Origin of the sequence: Ligilactobacillus pabuli (assembly GCF_022836475.1) — a bacterium.
In the GTDB taxonomy this organism is placed as follows: domain Bacteria; phylum Bacillota; class Bacilli; order Lactobacillales; family Lactobacillaceae; genus Ligilactobacillus; species Ligilactobacillus pabuli.
Window position 1 is genome coordinate 29,315 of the sequence record NZ_BQXH01000015.1, and the last position, 19,474, is coordinate 48,788.

At 40.3% G+C, this 19,474-nt stretch carries 20 protein-coding genes; 19 read left to right on the plus strand and 1 reads right to left on the minus strand.

What is annotated here, in order from left to right; all coding sequences use genetic code 11:
• Positions 1–41 precede the first annotated feature (41 nt).
• Positions 42–161: a DUF4044 domain-containing protein gene (locus tag LPAF129_RS08030; protein WP_244055842.1), complete on the minus strand. Its 120-nt coding sequence runs from the start codon at positions 159–161 to the stop codon at positions 42–44.
• A 158-nt stretch (positions 162–319) separates the two neighbouring features.
• Between LPAF129_RS08030 and LPAF129_RS08035 the strand changes: the two genes are divergently transcribed.
• From LPAF129_RS08035 to LPAF129_RS08125, 19 genes are all read left to right on the plus strand, one after another.
• On the plus strand, positions 320–673 hold the full coding sequence (locus tag LPAF129_RS08035; protein ID WP_244055843.1) for a DUF3397 family protein: 354 nt from the start codon (positions 320–322) through the stop codon (positions 671–673).
• Positions 674–891: 218 nt separating this feature from the next.
• Entirely contained in the window at positions 892–1,323 is a 432-nt protein-coding gene (mraZ, locus tag LPAF129_RS08040) for a division/cell wall cluster transcriptional repressor MraZ (protein WP_244055844.1), read from the plus strand.
• A 52-nt stretch (positions 1,324–1,375) separates the two neighbouring features.
• The gene (rsmH, locus tag LPAF129_RS08045) at positions 1,376–2,320 is read left to right on the plus strand and encodes a 16S rRNA (cytosine(1402)-N(4))-methyltransferase RsmH (protein ID WP_244055845.1); all 945 of its coding nucleotides are present in this window, start codon (positions 1,376–1,378) and stop codon (positions 2,318–2,320) included.
• A gap of 24 nt (positions 2,321–2,344) precedes the next feature.
• Positions 2,345–2,710 (plus strand): cell division protein FtsL, encoded by a 366-nt coding sequence (gene ftsL / locus LPAF129_RS08050; protein WP_244055846.1) that lies wholly within the window; start codon positions 2,345–2,347, stop codon positions 2,708–2,710.
• Complete coding sequence (locus LPAF129_RS08055; protein WP_244055847.1) at positions 2,707–4,863, plus strand: penicillin-binding transpeptidase domain-containing protein; 2,157 nt, start codon at positions 2,707–2,709, stop codon at positions 4,861–4,863. The genes ftsL and LPAF129_RS08055 overlap by 4 nt, the downstream gene beginning before the upstream one ends.
• Before the next feature lie 31 nt (positions 4,864–4,894).
• Positions 4,895–5,857, plus strand: a complete 963-nt coding sequence (mraY, locus tag LPAF129_RS08060; protein WP_244055848.1) for a phospho-N-acetylmuramoyl-pentapeptide-transferase — start codon at positions 4,895–4,897, stop codon at positions 5,855–5,857.
• A gap of 81 nt (positions 5,858–5,938) precedes the next feature.
• The gene (murD, locus tag LPAF129_RS08065; RefSeq protein ID WP_244055849.1) at positions 5,939–7,309 is read left to right on the plus strand and encodes a UDP-N-acetylmuramoyl-L-alanine--D-glutamate ligase; all 1,371 of its coding nucleotides are present in this window, start codon (positions 5,939–5,941) and stop codon (positions 7,307–7,309) included.
• Positions 7,310–7,312: 3 nt separating this feature from the next.
• Positions 7,313–8,407 (plus strand): undecaprenyldiphospho-muramoylpentapeptide beta-N-acetylglucosaminyltransferase, encoded by a 1,095-nt coding sequence (gene murG / locus LPAF129_RS08070; protein ID WP_244055850.1) that lies wholly within the window; start codon positions 7,313–7,315, stop codon positions 8,405–8,407.
• A 62-nt stretch (positions 8,408–8,469) separates the two neighbouring features.
• Complete coding sequence (locus tag LPAF129_RS08075; RefSeq protein ID WP_244055851.1) at positions 8,470–9,324, plus strand: cell division protein FtsQ/DivIB; 855 nt, start codon at positions 8,470–8,472, stop codon at positions 9,322–9,324.
• Between the two features lie 114 nt (positions 9,325–9,438).
• The gene (gene ftsA, locus LPAF129_RS08080; RefSeq protein WP_244055852.1) at positions 9,439–10,791 is read left to right on the plus strand and encodes a cell division protein FtsA; all 1,353 of its coding nucleotides are present in this window, start codon (positions 9,439–9,441) and stop codon (positions 10,789–10,791) included.
• Between the two features lie 24 nt (positions 10,792–10,815).
• Positions 10,816–12,072: a cell division protein FtsZ gene (ftsZ, locus tag LPAF129_RS08085; RefSeq protein ID WP_244055853.1), complete on the plus strand. Its 1,257-nt coding sequence runs from the start codon at positions 10,816–10,818 to the stop codon at positions 12,070–12,072.
• A gap of 34 nt (positions 12,073–12,106) precedes the next feature.
• A complete protein-coding gene (locus LPAF129_RS08090; protein WP_244055854.1) occupies positions 12,107–12,535 on the plus strand; it encodes a cell division protein SepF in 429 nt (142 codons plus the stop codon).
• 12 nt (positions 12,536–12,547) lie between these two features.
• Positions 12,548–12,814 carry a YggT family protein gene (locus LPAF129_RS08095; RefSeq protein WP_244055857.1) on the plus strand — a complete coding sequence of 89 codons (267 nt, stop codon included), beginning with the start codon at positions 12,548–12,550 and terminating at the stop codon, positions 12,812–12,814.
• A gap of 11 nt (positions 12,815–12,825) precedes the next feature.
• On the plus strand, positions 12,826–13,608 hold the full coding sequence (locus LPAF129_RS08100) for a YlmH family RNA-binding protein (RefSeq protein ID WP_244055927.1): 783 nt from the start codon (positions 12,826–12,828) through the stop codon (positions 13,606–13,608).
• Positions 13,609–13,638: 30 nt separating this feature from the next.
• Positions 13,639–14,367 (plus strand): DivIVA domain-containing protein, encoded by a 729-nt coding sequence (locus LPAF129_RS08105; protein ID WP_244055858.1) that lies wholly within the window; start codon positions 13,639–13,641, stop codon positions 14,365–14,367.
• 332 nt (positions 14,368–14,699) lie between these two features.
• Positions 14,700–17,498, plus strand: a complete 2,799-nt coding sequence (ileS, locus tag LPAF129_RS08110; RefSeq protein WP_244055869.1) for an isoleucine--tRNA ligase — start codon at positions 14,700–14,702, stop codon at positions 17,496–17,498.
• 335 nt (positions 17,499–17,833) lie between these two features.
• Positions 17,834–18,376, plus strand: a complete 543-nt coding sequence (locus tag LPAF129_RS08115; RefSeq protein ID WP_244055871.1) for an NUDIX hydrolase — start codon at positions 17,834–17,836, stop codon at positions 18,374–18,376.
• Positions 18,377–18,379: 3 nt separating this feature from the next.
• On the plus strand, positions 18,380–18,691 hold the full coding sequence (locus LPAF129_RS08120) for a hypothetical protein (protein ID WP_244055873.1): 312 nt from the start codon (positions 18,380–18,382) through the stop codon (positions 18,689–18,691).
• Between the two features lie 45 nt (positions 18,692–18,736).
• A complete protein-coding gene (locus LPAF129_RS08125) occupies positions 18,737–19,423 on the plus strand; it encodes a 5'-methylthioadenosine/adenosylhomocysteine nucleosidase (protein ID WP_244055875.1) in 687 nt (228 codons plus the stop codon).
• Positions 19,424–19,474 lie beyond the last annotated feature (51 nt).

Sequence of the window (19,474 nt, forward strand, 5' to 3'; positions counted from 1 at the left end):
AAACAAGACCAGTTGTCAGGTCTTGTTCGCTAAAATTATTTTTAACCGATGAAAGGGCCAATTGATCCTAAAATCACCGCACCAAGGGTGAAAATGATCATGAGCCAAACAACAACTAAGGTTATTTTTTGAAAGGTTGAGCGTTTTTTCTTCTTTTGCAAGTGAAACCATCCTTTAACTTTTTTATCTATCTTACATTTTTAAATGAGTTAATGTCAATCATTACTATTATAATAGAGTTAGGTTAATTTGCAAAGAGCTCGTTTATGACTCTTGTTCGAAGAAATAATTTACCCGATGTAGAAAGGAAGTTTTGAAAATGGTTAACAACTGGTATTTTTGGTTAGCACTGGTGCTAATTTGGAATATGATTTTATTTGCTGCTAAAAAAATCATGGCTGAACGTTGGCCAGCGCGACTAAAGGTGCTGGATCTAAACTTACCATTATTGATTGTGGGACTTCATTTTCTATCTCAAACTTTAATGGGGTTGTCGATTTTGCCGTTTTTAATTTTTGCACTAGCGTTATTTGGGATCGCAATGACCTTGATGTATGCCTTATTAGAAGGAGACATTATCTACCGCGCTTTTTTTGTTAGGTATGTACGAGTCGCAGACATTGTTACACTCGCTGCATTTATGATTTTTCTAGCGGGTACCGTAATAATGTAGGTATATTTAAAAAAATATGATAGTTGAACTGATTCGCATGGCTGAAAAGTGCGGGTCAGTTTTTTTGTGTTCTGACTTAAAAATGGGAACGTTAGTTTGGATATACAATTTGCTGATACCGCGTGGGTTTTTTAGTGGTTTTTGGGGGCCAGATAGTGGTTAAAAGTGGGGAGATGTGGTAATATTTAAATTAACAGGTCATTCGGGAGGTGTAGCCAATGTTCATGGGAGAATATCGACATTCGATCGACACAAAAGGTCGTTTGATCATCCCAGCCAAGTTTAGAGAAGAACTAGCAGGAAAATGTGTGCTAACTCGAGGCTTGGACGGATGTTTATTTGGCTACCCGATGGACGAATGGCAACTTCTAGAACAAAAATTACAACAACTTCCTTTAACTAAGAAGGATGCCCGGGCCTTTGTACGGTTCTTTTATTCTGCAGCGACCGAGACTGAGTTTGATAAACAGGGGCGGATCAACTTACCCCAGTCACTGTTAGCTCATGCTGGTGTTGAGAAAAAATGTGTGATCGTGGGTGTTTCTAACCGTTTTGAAATTTGGTCAGAAGAACGTTGGCAAGATTTCTCAGATGAAGCAGAAGAGAATTTCGATGAGATTGCTGAAAATATGATTGATTTTGGTTTGTAAATAAATTAGGGAAAAATAAAAGTCAGAGAGATTTTTAGGTTGAGGAGTTAATATGGCAGAATTTAAACATGAAACAGTCCTGTTAAATGAAGCAGTTGAAAAATTAAATATTAAACAAAATGGGATCTATGTTGACTGTACCCTTGGTGGCGGGGGACATAGCCGGAAAATTTTAGGGGAACTTGATGCAACGGGAAAATTGTTTTCATTTGACCAGGATGAAACAGCAATCAAGTATAACCAACAAAATTTAGCTAAGTTCTTGGCCAATGGACAGTTAACCTTAATTCAGAATAACTTTCGTGAGATCAAGTCAGCATTGGCAGAACGAAACATTAGTGGTGTTGATGGAATCGTTTATGATTTAGGGGTTTCTTCTCCACAATTTGATGTAGCATCACGTGGTTTTAGTTATCGTGCAGATGCTCCATTGGACATGCGAATGAATCAGCAGCAGGAATTAACGGCTGAAAAAATTGTTAATGAATGGTCCTATCAAGATTTGGTGCGCATTTTCTTTCGCTATGGTGAAGAAAAGCATGCCAAATCAATTGCTAGAAAAATCGAAAAAAGTCGGCAAGAACAGCCAATCAAAACAACTGAGCAGTTGGTTGAATTAATTAAGCAAGGGATCCCAGCTAAAGATCGACGTCATGGCGGGCACCCAGCTAAAAAAACTTTCCAGGCGTTACGAATCGCTGTTAATGATGAATTGGGTGCGTTGGAAGAATCTTTGGAACAGGCATTAGACCTATTATTACCGGGTGGCCGAATCAGCGTGATTACTTTCCAATCTTTAGAAGATCGCTTGGTCAAAACTTTATTTAAAGAAAAATCAAGTTTACCGGAATTGCCCCCAGGTTTACCAGTGATTCCAACAGAAATGCAACCCGATTTTAAATTAGTGACAAGAAAGCCGTTGATACCAACTGCAGCAGAAATTGAAAGAAATCACCGCGCACATTCCGCTAAGCTGCGCGTCATTGAAAAAATTTAAAAAATAATTTAAGGATGTGATCACATGGCACAAAGTACAGCAAGACAAATTTTTACAGAGCCTGCTTCACCGGAAGTACATAAGACAAGGGAAAAAGCTGAGCGACAGTCTAAGCAGGCAACTTATTTAAAAACCGAAAAAATTATGGTAGTATTAATTGCTGCTTGGATCAGTGTGCTGGCTTGTTTTGTGATTGCGTCAACTATTAATCTTAATTCGGCGCAGGTTGAATTGCAAAAGGTGAATACCAGCATTACCGCGATCCAATCAAAGAATGCGAATACCAAACAAGAAGTTGGCGAATTAACTAGCCGCTCGCGCCTGGATGCATTTGCTAAGAAAGCTGGTTTATCAATGAAAGAACAAAATACAAGGAATGTTTCAAAATGAATAATAAACAAGAGCGATCGGTGAATAAAAAAGGCGTAAAATATAACCGCAAGTACTTTGGAAGACTCATTTTCTTTGTGGTCATTGCCATTTTTATCGTTTTCACTGGGCGCTTTTTTTATATCTCAGTGACTCACCGAGCCGACGGCAAAAACTTACAAGCGAAAGTTGCCAAATTATACGATGCAGAAACTAGACAACCCGCCAAGCGCGGCACGATCTATGATTCTAATTACCAGCCAATTGCTGAAGATACGACCACTTATTCGGTGTATATTGTTTTATCCAAAAAGGCAACTTACAATGGCAAAATCGATTACCTACCAGACAGTCAAAAAAGAAAAGCTGCCTCTTTGTTGAGTAAAAATTTGAATATGAGTTATCAAAAAGTCTGGACAGCTTTGAACCCGCAAAACAAAGAACTGTATCAAGTCGAACTGGGAAATGCAGGTAAGAATATTTCGTTAGAAACTAAAAAAACGATCGATCAAGCCAAAATTTCTGGGATCAAATTTATTCCCTCGCAATCGCGCTTATATCCCAATGGCTTGTTTGCGTCCCACCTGGTTGGCCTAGCTGAAAATACGGAAGGCCGCTTAGTTGGGGTAATGGGATTAGAAAAACAATTTGATAAAGAATTACGTGGTGAAGATGGAATTAAAAAATCGTCGTTTGACAGTCAAGGAACGGATATTCCTGGAACAAATAAGAAATCACGTAAAGTTGTGAATGGTGACGATGTCTATACAACACTTGACCAGCGACTGCAAAATTATCTTGAGAGCTTAACTACACAGGCCCAAGACCGTTATCATCCGGCAGGAATCCGCGTGATGTTAATGAATGCTAAGTCTGGCGAAATCCTAGCTGCGACACAGCGGCCAACGTTTAATCCACAAACGCGTGAAGGTATCAATGACATTTGGCGTAACAAACTGTTAGTTGATTCTTATGAACCAGGATCTACGATGAAGGTCTTCACTACGGCAGCAGCTATTAATAGCGGAAACTTTAATGAGAACGCGACCTATCATTCTGGTAGCTATCAAATTGATGATCAAAGAGTCTATGACTGGGATAAAGCCGGCTGGGGAACAATTAACTATCAACAAGCCTTTGTTCGTTCGTCTAACGTCGGAATGGCCCATTTGGAACAACAAATGGGAGCAGCCCTTTGGAAAAAGTACCTCAAGAAGTTTGGCTTTTTAAAGAGTACTAATGCTGGTTTAGGCGATGAGTCTCAGGGGTCGATCGCGTATAAATATCGGCTTGACCAAGCTAATACTTCCTATGGTCAAAGTATTGATGTCACAGCCTTTCAAATGATGCAGGCCCTGTCAGCTATTGCAAACGGTGGACAGATGATCAAACCACGCCTGATCGACCATGTTAAAGATCCAAATACAGGCAAAACAATTTATCGCTCTAAAACAACTACTGTGGGCCATCCAGTTACCAAGACAACTAGTCAACAAGTTCTGCGTTTAATGGAACAAGTTGTCACTGACGAAAATGGTACTGGTCAAGATTATCAGTTGAAAAATTATCCAGTCGCAGTTAAGACTGGGACGGCTCAAATTGCCAATGAAAATGGTGGAGGTTACATGACTGGCGATACTAATTATACTTTCTCTGTCGCTGGGATCGCACCTGCCAATGATCCTAAATATGTTTTATATGTGACCGTGGAACGGCCTAAAACTTTCGGCAGTGAAGGAACTGCTACTAAGATGATGGCGACGATCTTTAATCCTTTGCTGCAACGGACACTAGACGATGATGCAAATGATGCACAAGTGGCTACGCAGACTGTTAAGGATATGGAAGGCCAATCTACAAATAGTGCAGTAGCAGCTTTGCAAAAAGCAGGTTTGAAAGTTGAAGTGGTTGGTTCTGGTGCGACAGTTAAGAAACAGTCGCAAGAAGCGGGCGCAAAATTGATCAAAGGTGATCGCGTGATCCTGTTAACTAATGGGCCAGCTACTATGCCGAATGTGAATGGCTGGTCACAAGCTGATGTGGTCAAACTTAGTCAATTGCTGAACTTAAAGATCAAGGTACATGGCTTTGGTTATGTCATCCAGCAAAGTATTGAACCAGGCACAAACCTTAAGGGAAATATGCCGTTAGAAGTAGTGTTAAAGAGTCACTAATAATTGAGAAAATTTAAAAGGAGTTGCTCTGATGAATTTTTTACCGATGATAGGAACGGCAATTTTTAGTTTGGTGTTAACAATCATTTTTACACCGCTATTTATTAACTATGCCCATCAAAAAAATGTAGGACAGATGATCCGTGAAGAAGGACCTAAGTGGCATGAAAAGAAATCTGGGACCCCAACGATGGGCGGAATGGTTTTTGACCTTGCTATTGTCTTGACCGCAGTGATCGTACCGCTGATCATGCAAGATTTAGGACCACAGGTGTTGATCTTAGACTTTATCTTAGCTTTGTATGGTTTTTTGGGCTTCTTTGATGATTCAATTAAGCTTTTTAAAAAGCAAAATGAGGGCTTGAAGGCCTGGCAAAAGCTGCTCGGACAAATCGTTGGCGGGGTCATCTTCCTGGTTGTTTATCAGCATGAAAAACTGCCATTTAGTTTAAATGTGCTGGGCTTTCAACTGAATGTTGCCTGGATCTATGCATTGTTTGTGTTATTCTGGCTGATTGGATTTTCTAATGCAGTTAATCTAACAGATGGCATCGATGGGTTGGTAGCTGGTCAAGCTACAATTGCTTTTGGTGCTTACGGCATTATTGCTTATGTCCAAGCACAATACGATGTACTGATCTTTTGTTTGGCAGTGGTCGGAGCGTTGGTTGGTTTCTTCTTGTTTAACAAAAAACCAGCGAAGATCTTTATGGGTGACATGGGGTCGTTGGCCTTGGGTGGTGCGTTAGCGGCAGTTTCAATTTTATTGCACCATGAATTGTCATTACTGTTTATCGGTCTGATCTTTGTGGTTGAAACAGCTAGTGTGATTTTACAAGTTATCTCGTTTAAAACGACAGGAAAACGAATTTTCAAAATGAGTCCATTACACCACCACTTTGAATTGAGTGGTTGGAGTGAATGGAAGATCGACATCGTCTTTTGGACCATTGGTTTGGTCATGGCGGTAGTATCATTATGGGTTATTTTATAAAAGAAAGTTAAGTGTTGTTCGTTTATTAGCGATGAGGCACGGAAATTTGCTATAAATAAACGAAACAAGGGAGTTTGAGAAATGAAAAAGATTACGGATTATCAGAATAAAAACATTTTAGTTTTAGGTTTGGGGAAAAGTGGAGTCAATGCTGCTAAACTACTGCATAAATTGGCAGCAAATGTCACAGTTAATGATAAGAAAGTTCCGTCTGATCACAAATTGGTGGATGAATTAACAGAGATGGGCATTCAAGTTGTAACAGGAAGTCACCCGCTAGAATTACTAGACAATTGTAATTTAATGGTGAAAAATCCCGGAATTCCGTACGATAATCCTTTAGTGAAAGAAGCTCTTGCTCGTCAGATCAGTGTGATCACGGAACCTGAGTTAGCTTATGAAGTTTCCGAAGCACCAATGATCGGAGTCACAGGAACTAATGGTAAAACGACAACCACAACATTGATTTCATTGATGTTGGCAAAAACTCATTTTAACCATGTTTACACGGCGGGAAATATTGGAACGTCGGTTTCTATGGTTGCTCAAAAAGCGCAGGCCGATGATGTGATCGTGACTGAACTATCGAGTTTCCAGCTGAATGGAATTACTCAGCTGCACCCGCATATTGCAGTTTTGACTAACTTATATGAAGCACACACAGATTTTCATGGGACTCATGAAAAATATGTGCAAGCTAAATTGAAAATTACTCAAAATCAAACGGCTGCGGACTTTTTTGTCGTTAACTGGGATAATGCTGAGGTTCGCCAAGCCAGCGCAGTTTCGCAGGCACAATTAGTTCCGTTTTCGGCGCAAGATGCGATTGAAACAGGCGCTTACCTGCGCGATGGCGACTTGTATTATCAAAAGGAACGAATTATGGCTGCCAGTGAGATCAAACTCCCAGGGGAACATAATATTGAAAATGCCTTGGCTGCCATTGTCGTGGCAAAAATACTCGGACAAGACAATCATCATATCGTTGAGGTCTTGAAGACCTTCTCTGGTGTTAAGCACCGGACCCAATTTTTAACGACTTACCAAGGTCGAAGCTTCTACAATGATTCAAAGGCAACAAACTTAGAAGCTACGGAAAAAGCCCTGGAAGGATTTAAAAAGCCAGTGGTATTGTTGGCTGGTGGATTAGACCGAGGCTTATCCTTTGAAAAACTGCTACCAAGTTTAAAACAGCATGTTTCAGCGTTGATTGTTTTTGGTCAGACCGCTAAACAGCTGGCTGATTTGGGCCAGCGAGCAGGGATCAAGCAAATCGAATTTTCCCAAGATGCTGCGACTGCTGTACCGCAAGCCTTTGCTTTAAGTCAGCCCGGTGATGTGATCTTATTGTCACCAGCCTGTGCTAGCTGGGACCAGTGGCCAACTTTTGAGGTCCGTGGTGATAAGTTTATTGAAGCAGTCGATAAATTGATGAAAAAAACGGAGGAATAATTGATGAGGTTATTAATTTCTGGTGGCGGGACGGGTGGTCACATCTACCCAGCACTCGCACTGATCGAAGCATTGCAGCAAAAAGATCCAGCTGCAGAAATTTTGTACGTTGGTACAAAAAAGGGCCTTGAAAGTAAAATTGTTCCGGATGCGGGTATTCCGTTTAAAACCGTAGAAATTCAGGGCTTCCGGCGGTCTTTAAGTTTAGAAAACGTCAAGACTGTCTACTTATTTTTAAAGAGTGTGCGTGATTCTAAAAAAATTATTCGTGAATTTAAGCCAGACGTTGTTGTTGGAACTGGCGGATATGTCTGCGGTGCAGTGGTATATGCAGCGGCTAAGCTAAAAATTCCAACGTTGATTCATGAACAAAACAGTGTATCAGGTGTCACAAATAAGTTTTTGAGTCGCTATGTTAATAAAATTGGGATTTGTTTTCCCGATGTGAAAGCTGATTTTCCTGCTGAAAAAGTGGTCTTTACTGGTAATCCACGGGCTCAGCAAGTGGCGGGGATCAAGCCGAATAATACTTTGCAGAACTATGGGTTAAAAGCGGACCAACCGACATTGTTGATCTTTGGTGGTTCTCGCGGTGCAGAAAAAATCAATCAAACGGCGATAGCAACTGCGCAAATGTTTCGAGATAGTCCTTACCAGGTCTTATTTGTGACCGGACGAGTGCATTATGATAAACTAATGCAACAACCAGCGGCTAAAAACCTACCGGCTAATTTCTTTATTCAACCATATATTCCTGATATGCCGCAAATTTTGCCTGAAATATCAGCAATCGTTGGGCGAGCAGGAGCAACTAGTTTAGCAGAAATTACTGCACTAGGGATCCCTAGTATTTTGATTCCAAGTCCGTATGTTACTAACGACCACCAGACTAAAAATGCAATGAGTCTGGTGGATCAGCATGCAGCTAAGTTGATCAAGGAACAGGACTTGACTGCCGAGCGTCTGTTTGAAACGGCAAATGAATTAATGTCAGATGAAGATTTATGTCAGCAAATGGCACACAATGCTAAACAAGCCGGTGTTCCAGATGCAGCTGATAAATTATTAGACGTTTTAGAAAGTATTAGTCAAAAATAAGCTAGGGCTCTGCACCTTGTTATATCAAATAATCATGGACTTAGGAAGGGGGCAGAATCAACGTGGCATTTAAATGGCACAAGAAACGACCACAGCGTTCTTCTGCTCCATTAACACCTTGGGAGCAAGAACAGCAACGGCGCAAGCAACGATTAGAGTCTGAACAGAAGAAAACAGTGTTGCGTCCAACTTATGATAAAAACTTGCCCAAACTTAAAAAGAAACGGACTCAACGCCTAAAGAAGCATGAAAAAGTGCTCTTGACTGTTTTTACGACAATTGCTATGGTAACCTTGTATTTTATTTTACCAATTAGTCGGGTCACTTCGGTTAAAATCAACAGTACTTACGATGAAAGTAAGGATGAAATTTTATCTGCGACAGGCTTAAATTACTATGAATCTTTGTTTGTGGTTTGGCCTAAAACTGAGGCAATCAAAGAGCAGGTTAAGCAAAAAGTACCTTCAGTACAGGCGGTTCACGTATTATATAAAGGGAGTCATGTGACAGTTAATGTGCGTCAGTACCCGATGGTGGGTTATTTAAAAAAAGACGGTAACTACTACCGTGTAACTGCGAATGGGGCTGTTGCTGTACAAAAACTCTCTGGAATCACTGGTAAATATCCAGTTTTCAATAACTTTAAGTCTACACAGGTCTTGAAAACTGTAGCCCAGAAATATACGAGTTTACCGCCTGAGATCAAGCAAGGTATTTCAGAAATTCATGCGATCCCCAGTCGAGTGGATCCGGAAAAAATTAAGCTGTATATGAATGATGGCAATCAAGTGATTGCTAAGGCAACTACATTTGACCGAAAAATGAAGTATTATTCAAATATTGCTGCTAATATGGATCGTCCCGGAGTAGTCGACATTGAAGTCGGTGCGTACTCGTATCCATATCATAAAAAATAAAAAAATTATTGATTTGTTAGCACAATCATGGTAATCATAGCGGTTTCTATGGTAAAATTCTTTTATTAACCTTTTTGTAATCTAAAACATTAAAAATAACTAGGGGGCTGAAAAATGAATAATTCTGATATATTCGTCGGTTTAGACATTGGTACGACTTCTATCAAAGTCATCATCGCAGAGTATGTAAAAAATCAGCTCAACATTATCGGATATGGAAATACGGGCTCAGTTGGCCTAAATCGTGGCGTTATTGTTGATATTGACCAAGTGGTCTTATCAATCAAGGACGCAGTTAAACAAGCAGAGCAACGTGCAAACATTGATATTTCTGATGTAACTGTTGGGATTCCCGCAAATATGCTTCAAATTGAACAATGTCATGGGATGATTGCTGTCAGCGAGGAAGATGGTAGTGCTAAAGAGATTAACGAGAGCGACGTCCGTAAAGTCACTCAGGCGGCATTAGTCCAAAACTTACCACCAGAACGGACCGTGATCGACATTGTTCCGGATGAATTCATCGTCGATGGATTTGATGGCATCCAGGACCCACGTGGCATGGTTGGGGTCAGAATGGAAATGCAAGGCGTTATGTATACCGGGCCCAAAACAATTTTACATAACACAAAAAAATGTGTTGAACGTGCTGGCCTAAATGTGGCAGATATTGTTGTGGCACCAATTGCCTTATCGCAAGTTGCGTTAAATGATGGGGAACAAGACTTTGGTGCAATCGTCGTTGATTTAGGCGGCGGTAAAACAACTGCTGCAGTGGTCCACGACCATAAGTTGAAATATACTTATTTAGACCAAGAAGGCGGCGACTTTGTCACACGAGACATTTCGGTAGTATTGAATACTTCAATCGAAAATGCTGAAATGCTTAAGAGAAACTACGGGTACGCGATGTCTGCGTTAGCTTCTGATGAAGATTCGTTCCCGGTTCAAGTTGTCGGACGCCAGGAACCAGAAAAAGTCACTGAAGAATATTTATCGGAGATTATTGAAGCACGTTTACGGCAAATTTTTGACAAATTAGCCGGAGCTTTGGACCAAATTAACGCTTTTCAGTTGCCGGGCGGTGTTGTTTTAACTGGCGGAATGGCTGCTTTACCAGGAATTGCTGAATTGGCTGAAGAAATTTTTCAGGTTCAAGTCAAGGTCTTTATTCCACAAGAAATTAACTTACGGATCCCTTCATTTACACAGGTCATTGGGTTAGTCGAATACGCAACCAAACGCAGTGAAATTGAAATGATCGTTAAACAAACTTTAGGCTCTGTTAAAGCAAGCCGGCAGGTTGCTGCTACGCAATCAAACCGGGGAATGCAAGCTGAGCAAAAACCAACAAAAAAACAAAAGAAGAATAATCACGCTGGTCAGCCAAAAGAAAAGCAAGATTCCAACAATGAGGGTGGATTCGGTTATAAGTTCAAGCATATGTTTGACAACTTCTTTGACTAAACGACTTTAATAGGAGGAATTATAATGGAGTTTTCATTAGATGCAAGCGAAAATAATACTGGCGCTACAATCAAAGTAATTGGTGTCGGCGGTGCTGGTGGTAATGCAATCAACCGGATGATCGAAGACGACGTCAAAGGAGTCGAATTTATCGTTGCCAACACGGATGTTCAGGCATTACAAAATTCAAAAGCTGAAACAAAAATTCAACTTGGGCCGAAACTAACTAAAGGTCTAGGTGCTGGTGCTAATCCTGATGTTGGGAGTAAAGCCGGTCAAGAAAGTGAAGAATCAATTGCTGAAAGTTTGAGTGGAGCAGACATGGTCTTTGTGACTGCCGGAATGGGTGGCGGTACCGGAACAGGTGCAGCCCCAATTATTGCTAAAATCGCCAAAGAACAAGGTGCATTGACAGTTGGGGTTGTTACTCGTCCATTTACTTTTGAAGGTCCTAAGCGTGCTAGATTTGCCGCTGAAGGCGTTGCTAAGATGAAGGAACATGTTGACACCTTAGTTATTATTGCCAATAATCGTTTGTTAGAAATTGTTGACAAAAAGACACCAATGTTGGAAGCATTCCAAGAAGCAGATAATGTCTTGCGTCAGGGTGTGCAAGGAATTTCTGATTTGATTACTTCACCTGGTTATGTGAACTTGGATTTTGCCGATGTTAAAACTGTGATGCAAGACCAAGGTTCAGCCTTGATGGGAATTGGTTCAGCTAACGGCGAAAACAGGACAGAAGATGCAACTAAAAAAGCGATTTCTTCACCATTACTTGAAGTTTCAATCGATGGTGCTGAACAAGTCCTATTGAATATTACTGGTGGACCAGACTTGAGCTTGTTTGAAGCCCAAGCTGCTTCTGATATTGTGGCTCAGGCTGCAACTAGTGACGTAAACATTATCTTTGGGACATCTATTAATGAAAACCTCGATGATAGTGTGATCGTAACTGTGATCGCCACAGGGATCGATAAAAAGAAAGCTAAAAAAGAACAACGGCGTGTGAGTCGCGAAGAACGTCCTGCTGCTCCAGACAACGGAGATCAAGCGGCAGTCAGACGTGATCCATTAGGCGACTGGGATTTAAACCGAGAAATTAATGGTGACCGTCAAGCTGCGCAAGATTCACGTGAAAATGAATTTAAGAACATTGAAAAGAAAGATTTTAATGTCTTTGGCTCAGCTTCAGCTGAAAGCAATAGCGACAACAATCAGGATAATGATGAAGATGAAGGCTTAAACTTGCCACCATTCTTGCGTCACCGTCGCCGTTAAGAGAGGTTGCCTTTGAAACGAAGGAGGGTAACAAATGTCACTGACAGATAAAATAAACAGCTGGTTTGGTGATTATGAAGAACCAGTCGCCGACGAAAGCTATCAGGACTCGCGTGTGTCGGAAGAAGAACCGCGCATACAACGGTCTTCACGAGTGATGTCATTGCGTTCAAGCAAAGGTGAAGAAGTCATTAATAAAAAAATTATGTTGTTTGAACCTAGTATTTTTTCTGATGTTAAAGCAATTGCTTCACGACTTTTATCAGGCGAAGCAGCAGTGATTAATTTTCAAAAAATGGATGATCAGCAAGCGCATCGGGTCGTGGACTTTTTATCGGGAGTGATTTTTGCAATTGACGGCGAGATTTCACGGGTTGGTGACAAGATCTTTCTTTGCACACCGCGTGAATTTACGGTTGAAGGCGACATTCATGATAATAATGTGCGTCAGACTGATTTTTAAGGAGATTTTGGGTTGTTATTGATGATTATAAATGGCTTGTTTCAAGTCTATACCTTATTGATCGTGATTTTTGTGTTAATGTCATGGTTTCCAGGTGCATACGAAACTAAGCTGGGAGAAATCTTGGCTAAAGTTTGCCGGCCATATTTAAGTTTATTTGATTTTGTCCCACCTTTTTTTGGAATTAGTTTTGCACCATTAATCGCAATTATTGTCTTGGAATTTGTCCAAAGCGGGCTGATTTATTTGTTGGCAATGTTAGGTCTTGGAGGATTGTAGTTTTGAAAACTGTGAAAAAATCAATTTATCAGCATTTTCGTGCTGAAGAAGCACCATTGATCGACAGTTTAAACGACATGATCAATCAAGCAGCGAGTGAGTATCGACCAATTTTGTCCCATTTTTTAAATCCGCGTGAATTATACATTGCACGAACGCTTGTTAATATGCAAGACGAAGTGAAATTAAGTGCTAATGGCGGAGTTCCTGGGGCTGAACGACAAAGAGCGTTGTTTTATCCTGAATATTATGAGCCAGAAATTGCTGATTTTCAGATAACGTTAATGGAAGTTAGTTATCCCCATAAGTTTGCGGTCTTGCACCACGGCAGTATTTTAGGAACTCTGGTTAATAGTGGGGTGCAACGGGAAGTTTTAGGCGATATCATTACTGATGCACAACGGTGGCAATTTTTTGTAGAGGCCCCGATTGCTTCATTTTTGACGGGAGAAATTGACCGAATTTCACGAGTGAAAGTTCGACTGGAAGAACAGCCTTTAAGTCAAACGGTTGAGCAAATCAGCGAGTGGGAAGAAGTTGAAGAAACGGTTTCTTCCTTGCGTGCTGATGTCTTAATTTCACATTTTTATAATGTATCTCGTAAGCATGCCAAGGATTTATTTCATGCACACAAGATTCAGTTAAATTGGATGACTTTAGAAAAGCCAGACTATGAATTAGCTGATTTTGATATTTTATCTGTCCGTGGATATGGACGGATTCGATTAAATGAACAAAATGGTGTTTCTAAAAAAGGTAAGCTAAAAATTAGTGCAGCAGTTTTAAGAAAGTAGTATGGTAAAATCAATAGGAGGTGTTGGTCAATGACATTGACCCCGTTGGATATTCACAATAAAGAATTTAAAGTTAAATTGCGCGGCTATGATCAGGATGAAGTTAATGATTTTCTAGATCAAATTATTAAAGATTATGAAATGACCCTGCAAGAAAATGAAAGACTGAATTCTAGCTTAGAACAAAGTAATGAAAAGCTGAAGTACTTTAATGATTTGAAAGATTCTTTGAATCAATCGATCATTGTTGCGCAAGAAGCAGCGGATAAAGTTAAGGCAAATTCAACTAGAGAAGCTGATATTATTCAGCGTGAAGCCCAAAAAGAAGGGCAAGATGCCATTGATCAGGCCAATGAAAAGGCACGGCACATTATTGATCAGGCTTCCCATAAAGCAACACAGTTGGCATTAGAAACAGATGGTTTGCGTAAGCAAGCACGGATCTTCCGCCAAAAGCTTCAAGTCATGATGGAATCTCAGTTAGAAGTTGTCCGTGGCTCTGAATGGGACGATATTTTAAAGCAGGGTGAAACAAGCAGTTATGAAGAAATTCAAGACGCTTTACGTCATGAAGAAGAGCTTGACAAGGAACCGTTTGAGGAAGTAGAATCAAATGATGTAGTAGATGATGCTGTGGTAAATAATCAAGAAGAAGATCTTGATAATGATGACACAGTTGTCATTTTCCCAGATGCATCTGAAACAGACGAAGGACAACACTTCGCTGCAGAAGATGACGAAGCTAAAGCAGAAAACTAAAATTATTACGGAGAATGCGAATTTCAGCGAAAGTCCTAGCGAGTTGGTGGATGGTGGAAGACCAATGATGGTAACTGATAATTTATCCCCTCCTAAATGTCAGACTGAATAGTACATAAGTAGTTAGTAAGTTTGACCGGCTAATGACCGTTAACTCATTTTCAAGGAAATCTGACCGGTGATTTTTCAGCGTTGCAGATTTCGAATTTGGGTGGTACCACGAAGAATTTCGTCCCTAGCGGATGAGGTTCTTTTTTTGTATCCGGCCTAAATTCTTTGGCTGGGAATTGGACAAGATAGTTATGTAAATTTAAAAGAAAAGGGGCTAAATAATGCGAGTCAAAGATACGTTAAATTTGGGAAAAACTAAGTTCCCAATGCGCGGTAATTTACCTGTTCGTGAAGTAGAACGTCAAAATGAATGGGAAGAAAACAAGATTTATGAAAAGCGGCAAAAATTAAATGAGGGTAAACCATCATTTATTTTGCATGATGGCCCTCCATATGCCAACGGAAATATTCATATGGGTCATGCTTTAAACAAAATTTCTAAAGACTTCATCGTTCGGTCAAAATCAATGATGGGCTTTAGAGCACCTTATGTTCCTGGTTGGGATACTCATGGTTTACCAATTGAACAACAATTGAAGAAGGCCGGTGTGGACCGTAAGTCACTTTCTATTGCAGATTTCCGGGAAAAATGCCGTGAATATGCTTTAGAACAAGTTGAAAAACAAAAAAAGGACTTTAAACGTCTAGGTGTTGCCGGTGAATGGGACCACCCATATGTAACACTTGATCCTTCTTTTGAAGCACATGAAATTCGTGTCTTTGGTAAAATGGCAGAAAAGGGCTTAATTTACAAAGGTAAAAAACCGGTTTTCTGGTCATGGTCATCAGAATCTGCTCTAGCCGAAGCTGAAGTTGAATACCATGATGTAACTTCACCATCTGCTTTTTATGGTGAAAAAGTGGTTGATGGACGGGGAGTCTTAGAAGAAAACAATACTTATATGGTTGTTTGGACGACAACTCCCTGGACAATTCCTGGTTCGGAAGGAATTACAATTGATGGTGGTTTTGACTATGCTGTTGTTCAACCAGAAGGTGACGACAAAAAATATGTTTTGGCTGCTGAATTAGTTAACCAGAATGCTGAATTATTTGGTTGGAAAAACGTTAGGGTCTTAAAAACTGTCAAGGGTGCAGAATTAGAAAATGTCTTGGCTGAACATCCATTTTATCCTGAACGAAAATTAGTGACAATGCTGGGTGACTTTGTAACCTTGGATGCCGGAACTGGTTTAGTTCATACTGCACCAGGTTTTGGTGAAGATGACTTCAATGTTGGACAACAATATAATTTGGATGTTGTGGTACCGGTTGATGATAAAGGCTATATGACGGAAGAAGCCGGAGCGGATTTTGCTGGCGTTTTCTATGAAGATGCTAACCAAATTTCTTTGGATAAACTGGAAAAAGATGGCTTATTATTAAAAGAAATGGATTACGAACATTCTTATCCATTTGACTGGCGGACCAAAAAGCCAATCATCTTTAGAGCAACACCACAATGGTTTGCTTCGGTTGATAAGATCAGACAACAGATCTTGGATCAAATTTCTGGAGTTAAATTCTACCCTGAATGGGGACAAAAACGTCTGTACAATATGATTCGTGATCGCGGTGACTGGGTCATCTCTCGTCAACGTGTTTGGGGTGTTCCATTGCCAATTTTCTATGCAGAAGATGGCGAAGCAATTATGGAACCAGAAACAATCGAGCATGTTGCAGAATTGATTGCTGAACACGGTTCAAATATTTGGTTCGAAAAAGAAGCCAAAGACTTGTTGCCAGAAGGTTATACCAATGAACATTCACCACACGGCGAGTTTACTAAAGAAACTGATATCATGGATGTTTGGTTTGACTCAGGTTCATCACACCAAGGGGTCTTAGCTGACCGAGATTATCTCGAATATCCAGCAGATATGTACTTGGAAGGTTCAGACCAGTATCGCGGTTGGTTTAACTCAAGCTTGATCACTAGTGTGGCATTCTCAGGCCAAGCACCATACAAGCAGGTCCTTTCACAAGGATTTACTCTAGATGGCAAAGGTCGCAAGATGAGTAAGTCATTGGGGAATACAATTGTTCCTGAAAAAGTCATCAAGCAAATGGGTGCTGAAATCATTCGCTTATGGGTCGCTAGTGTTGATTCTTCAGCCGACGTCCGGGTTTCCATGGGAAGCTTCCAGCAGATTTCAGAAAGCTACCGTAAGATCCGGAATACCATTCGTTTCTTGTTAGCCAATACAACTGACTTTGATCCAGCAACTGACCGGGTGCCATTCGCTGAATTAGAATCAATTGATAAGTTTATGCAAGTTAAAATCAACCAGTTTACCAAGGACCTCTTGGATGACTACGCCAATTATGACTTCATGAACATCTACAAGAGTTTGATCAACTTCTTGACTGTTGATTTATCAGCTTTCTACTTGGATGTAGCCAAGGATGTGGTCTACATTGAAGCAGAAGATAGCCATAAGAGACGTTCAATGCAAACTGTCTTATATGATGTTGCAGTTCGTTTGACCAAGTTATTGACACCAATCATTCCTCATACGACCGAAGAAATTTGGAAATATTTGAAGGAACCAGAAGAATTTGCACAGTTAGCCGAAATGCCAAGTGTTGAACACTATGACAGTGAAGCTAAATTGTTGGCCAATTGGGATGCATTTATGCAGGTTCGTTCCCATGTCTTTAAGGCCTTGGAAGAAGCACGTGATCAGAAGTTGATTGGTAAATCATTCGAAGCACATGTTGACTTATATGTGACAGAGAGTGTGCGTGACTTGTTGACCGCATTGGATACCAATGTTCGTCAGGCTTTGATCGTGTCAGCTGTTGATATTAAAGACTTCGATGCTGCGCCAGAGTCAGCCTTGAAATTTGATAAGGTAGCTGTTGAAGTTAAACATGCTGCGGGTGAAGTTTGTCCACGTTGTCGGATGATTAAGGAAGATGTTGGCCAAGACCAACATTTCCCTCAATTATGCCAAAGCTGTGCTGCAATTGTGACAGCCAACTATCCTGAAGCAGTTGAAACAGGTTTAGATGAATAATTAGCTGAACTAAAGCTAAGATGAGAAAGTCAAGCAAGAGGATGAGCTTCTTGTTTGGCTTTTTTAGCTATTTTTTTCGCAGTTTGGGTCAAAATTTGCTATGATATTGGTATTAGGCAATAAAGAATACTTTAATTTAGGCCAAGGGTAGTTGCTTGACTGTTAAATATAAACTAAACTAGTGGTCGTTCAGCTGTGATCATAGACAACTTAAGTATGATCTTAATGAGTAGGAAAATACTAGAGATCTTATAACAAAACAATCTGAAAGTGATCTACCAAATTGGTGATTTAAGCAACTCATTAGTAGTTACAATGATTGGAGAGACACTAAAATGAATCTGGAAGAAAAAATCAAAGATGTTCAACGGTTATTTACCGGTCATATTATTAATTTAGACATAGAAACTGTGGAGTTGCCTGATGGTCGGGAAGCAAAAAGAGAAATAGTGCGGCATCATGGTGCGGTTGGTGTGGTTGCAATCACCGCTGAGGATAAAATGATTTTCATTCGGCAGTGGCGTGAACCATTAAGAAAAGTCACGTTAGAGATCCCCGCTGGTAAAATTGATCCAGGGGAAGAAAAAGATCCATTAAAAACAGCGAAACGTGAAATGAATGAAGAAACTAGGTACCAAGCGGAACAATATGAATTGTTAACTAGTTTTTACAGTTCACCGGGTTTTGCGGATGAGTTAATGTACCTGTATCATGCTAGCGGACTAACACCAGTGGCAAATGAACTGCCACAAGATCAAGATGAATTTTTACAAGTTGAGGAATTGTCTGCTCAAGAAGTAATGGCGGCGTTTGAAAGTGGAGAGATTTGTGACGCAAAGACGATCATGGCCGTGTTATACTGGCGATTAATGGGGTAGAAGATGGACGAACAAGAGAATTTGAGCCGTAGAAAAAAAACAAGTTCCAAAAACAATAAGACCAACTGGCTGCAAAAAATTTGGCAGAGCAGAAAAAAGCAGTCAGCCCAGCCAGAAGGTGAACAGGAAGCAGAAGTGAATTCTATTCCGACAGAACAAGAGCATTTGTCACGTAGTCAGACTAGACAGGCACGGACAGATAATAGTGAGGCAGATAAAAAAAATCGTTTAGGCCGGCGCTTAAATTTTGTGATTATTATTTTAGTGTTATTGATCATTGGCGTTTATTTGTTCATGCGTTTTGTGAACTTTTAAATTAAAATGGTTTAGAAGATCCGGTGAGTGGAGGAGTGAAAGAACATGAAGTATGGAATTATTTGTGCAATGGAAGAAGAAATTAAAGAACTGTTAGAACATTTAACGGAGAAAAAAGAACAACAAATTGGTGGAACTGAATTTTATACTGGGAAGATCAATCAGACTGAAGTGGTTTTAGTACGGTGTGGAATTGGAAAAGTTCAAGCAGCAATCACAACTGCCTTTTTGATCGTCAATTTTAAGGTCGATGCGGTGATTAATTCTGGTTCAGCTGGGGGAATCGGTGACGGCTTACATGTTGGTGAATTGGTATTATCGACTGGTGCAGCTTATCATGATGCGAATGCGACAGCTTTTGGGTACAAAATGGGACAATTGCCGCAACAACCGCAGATTTATCCTGCCGACCAACAGTTAGTTGACAAAATTGCTGTGGCTGCTCAGAAAACAGGCTTAGAAACGCGCCAAGGATTGGTCGTTTCAGGAGATCAGTTTATTGCTGATAGCCAAGAAATTGCACGAATTAAGCAAATTTATCCGGAAGCACTATGCTGTGAAATGGAAGGCGGGGCAGTTGCTCAGACCGCCTACCAGTTTAAAACACCATTTGCTATCATTCGGGCAATGTCAGATGTTGGCGATGAAGATGCGGGACAAAGTTTTGATGAATTTATTATTGATGCTGGCAAACGTTCAGCACAAATGATCTTGAACTTATTGGCCGCATAATTAATTTTAGAATTAATCTAAGAGATACAGCAGAATTAGAGGGTGCAAAAT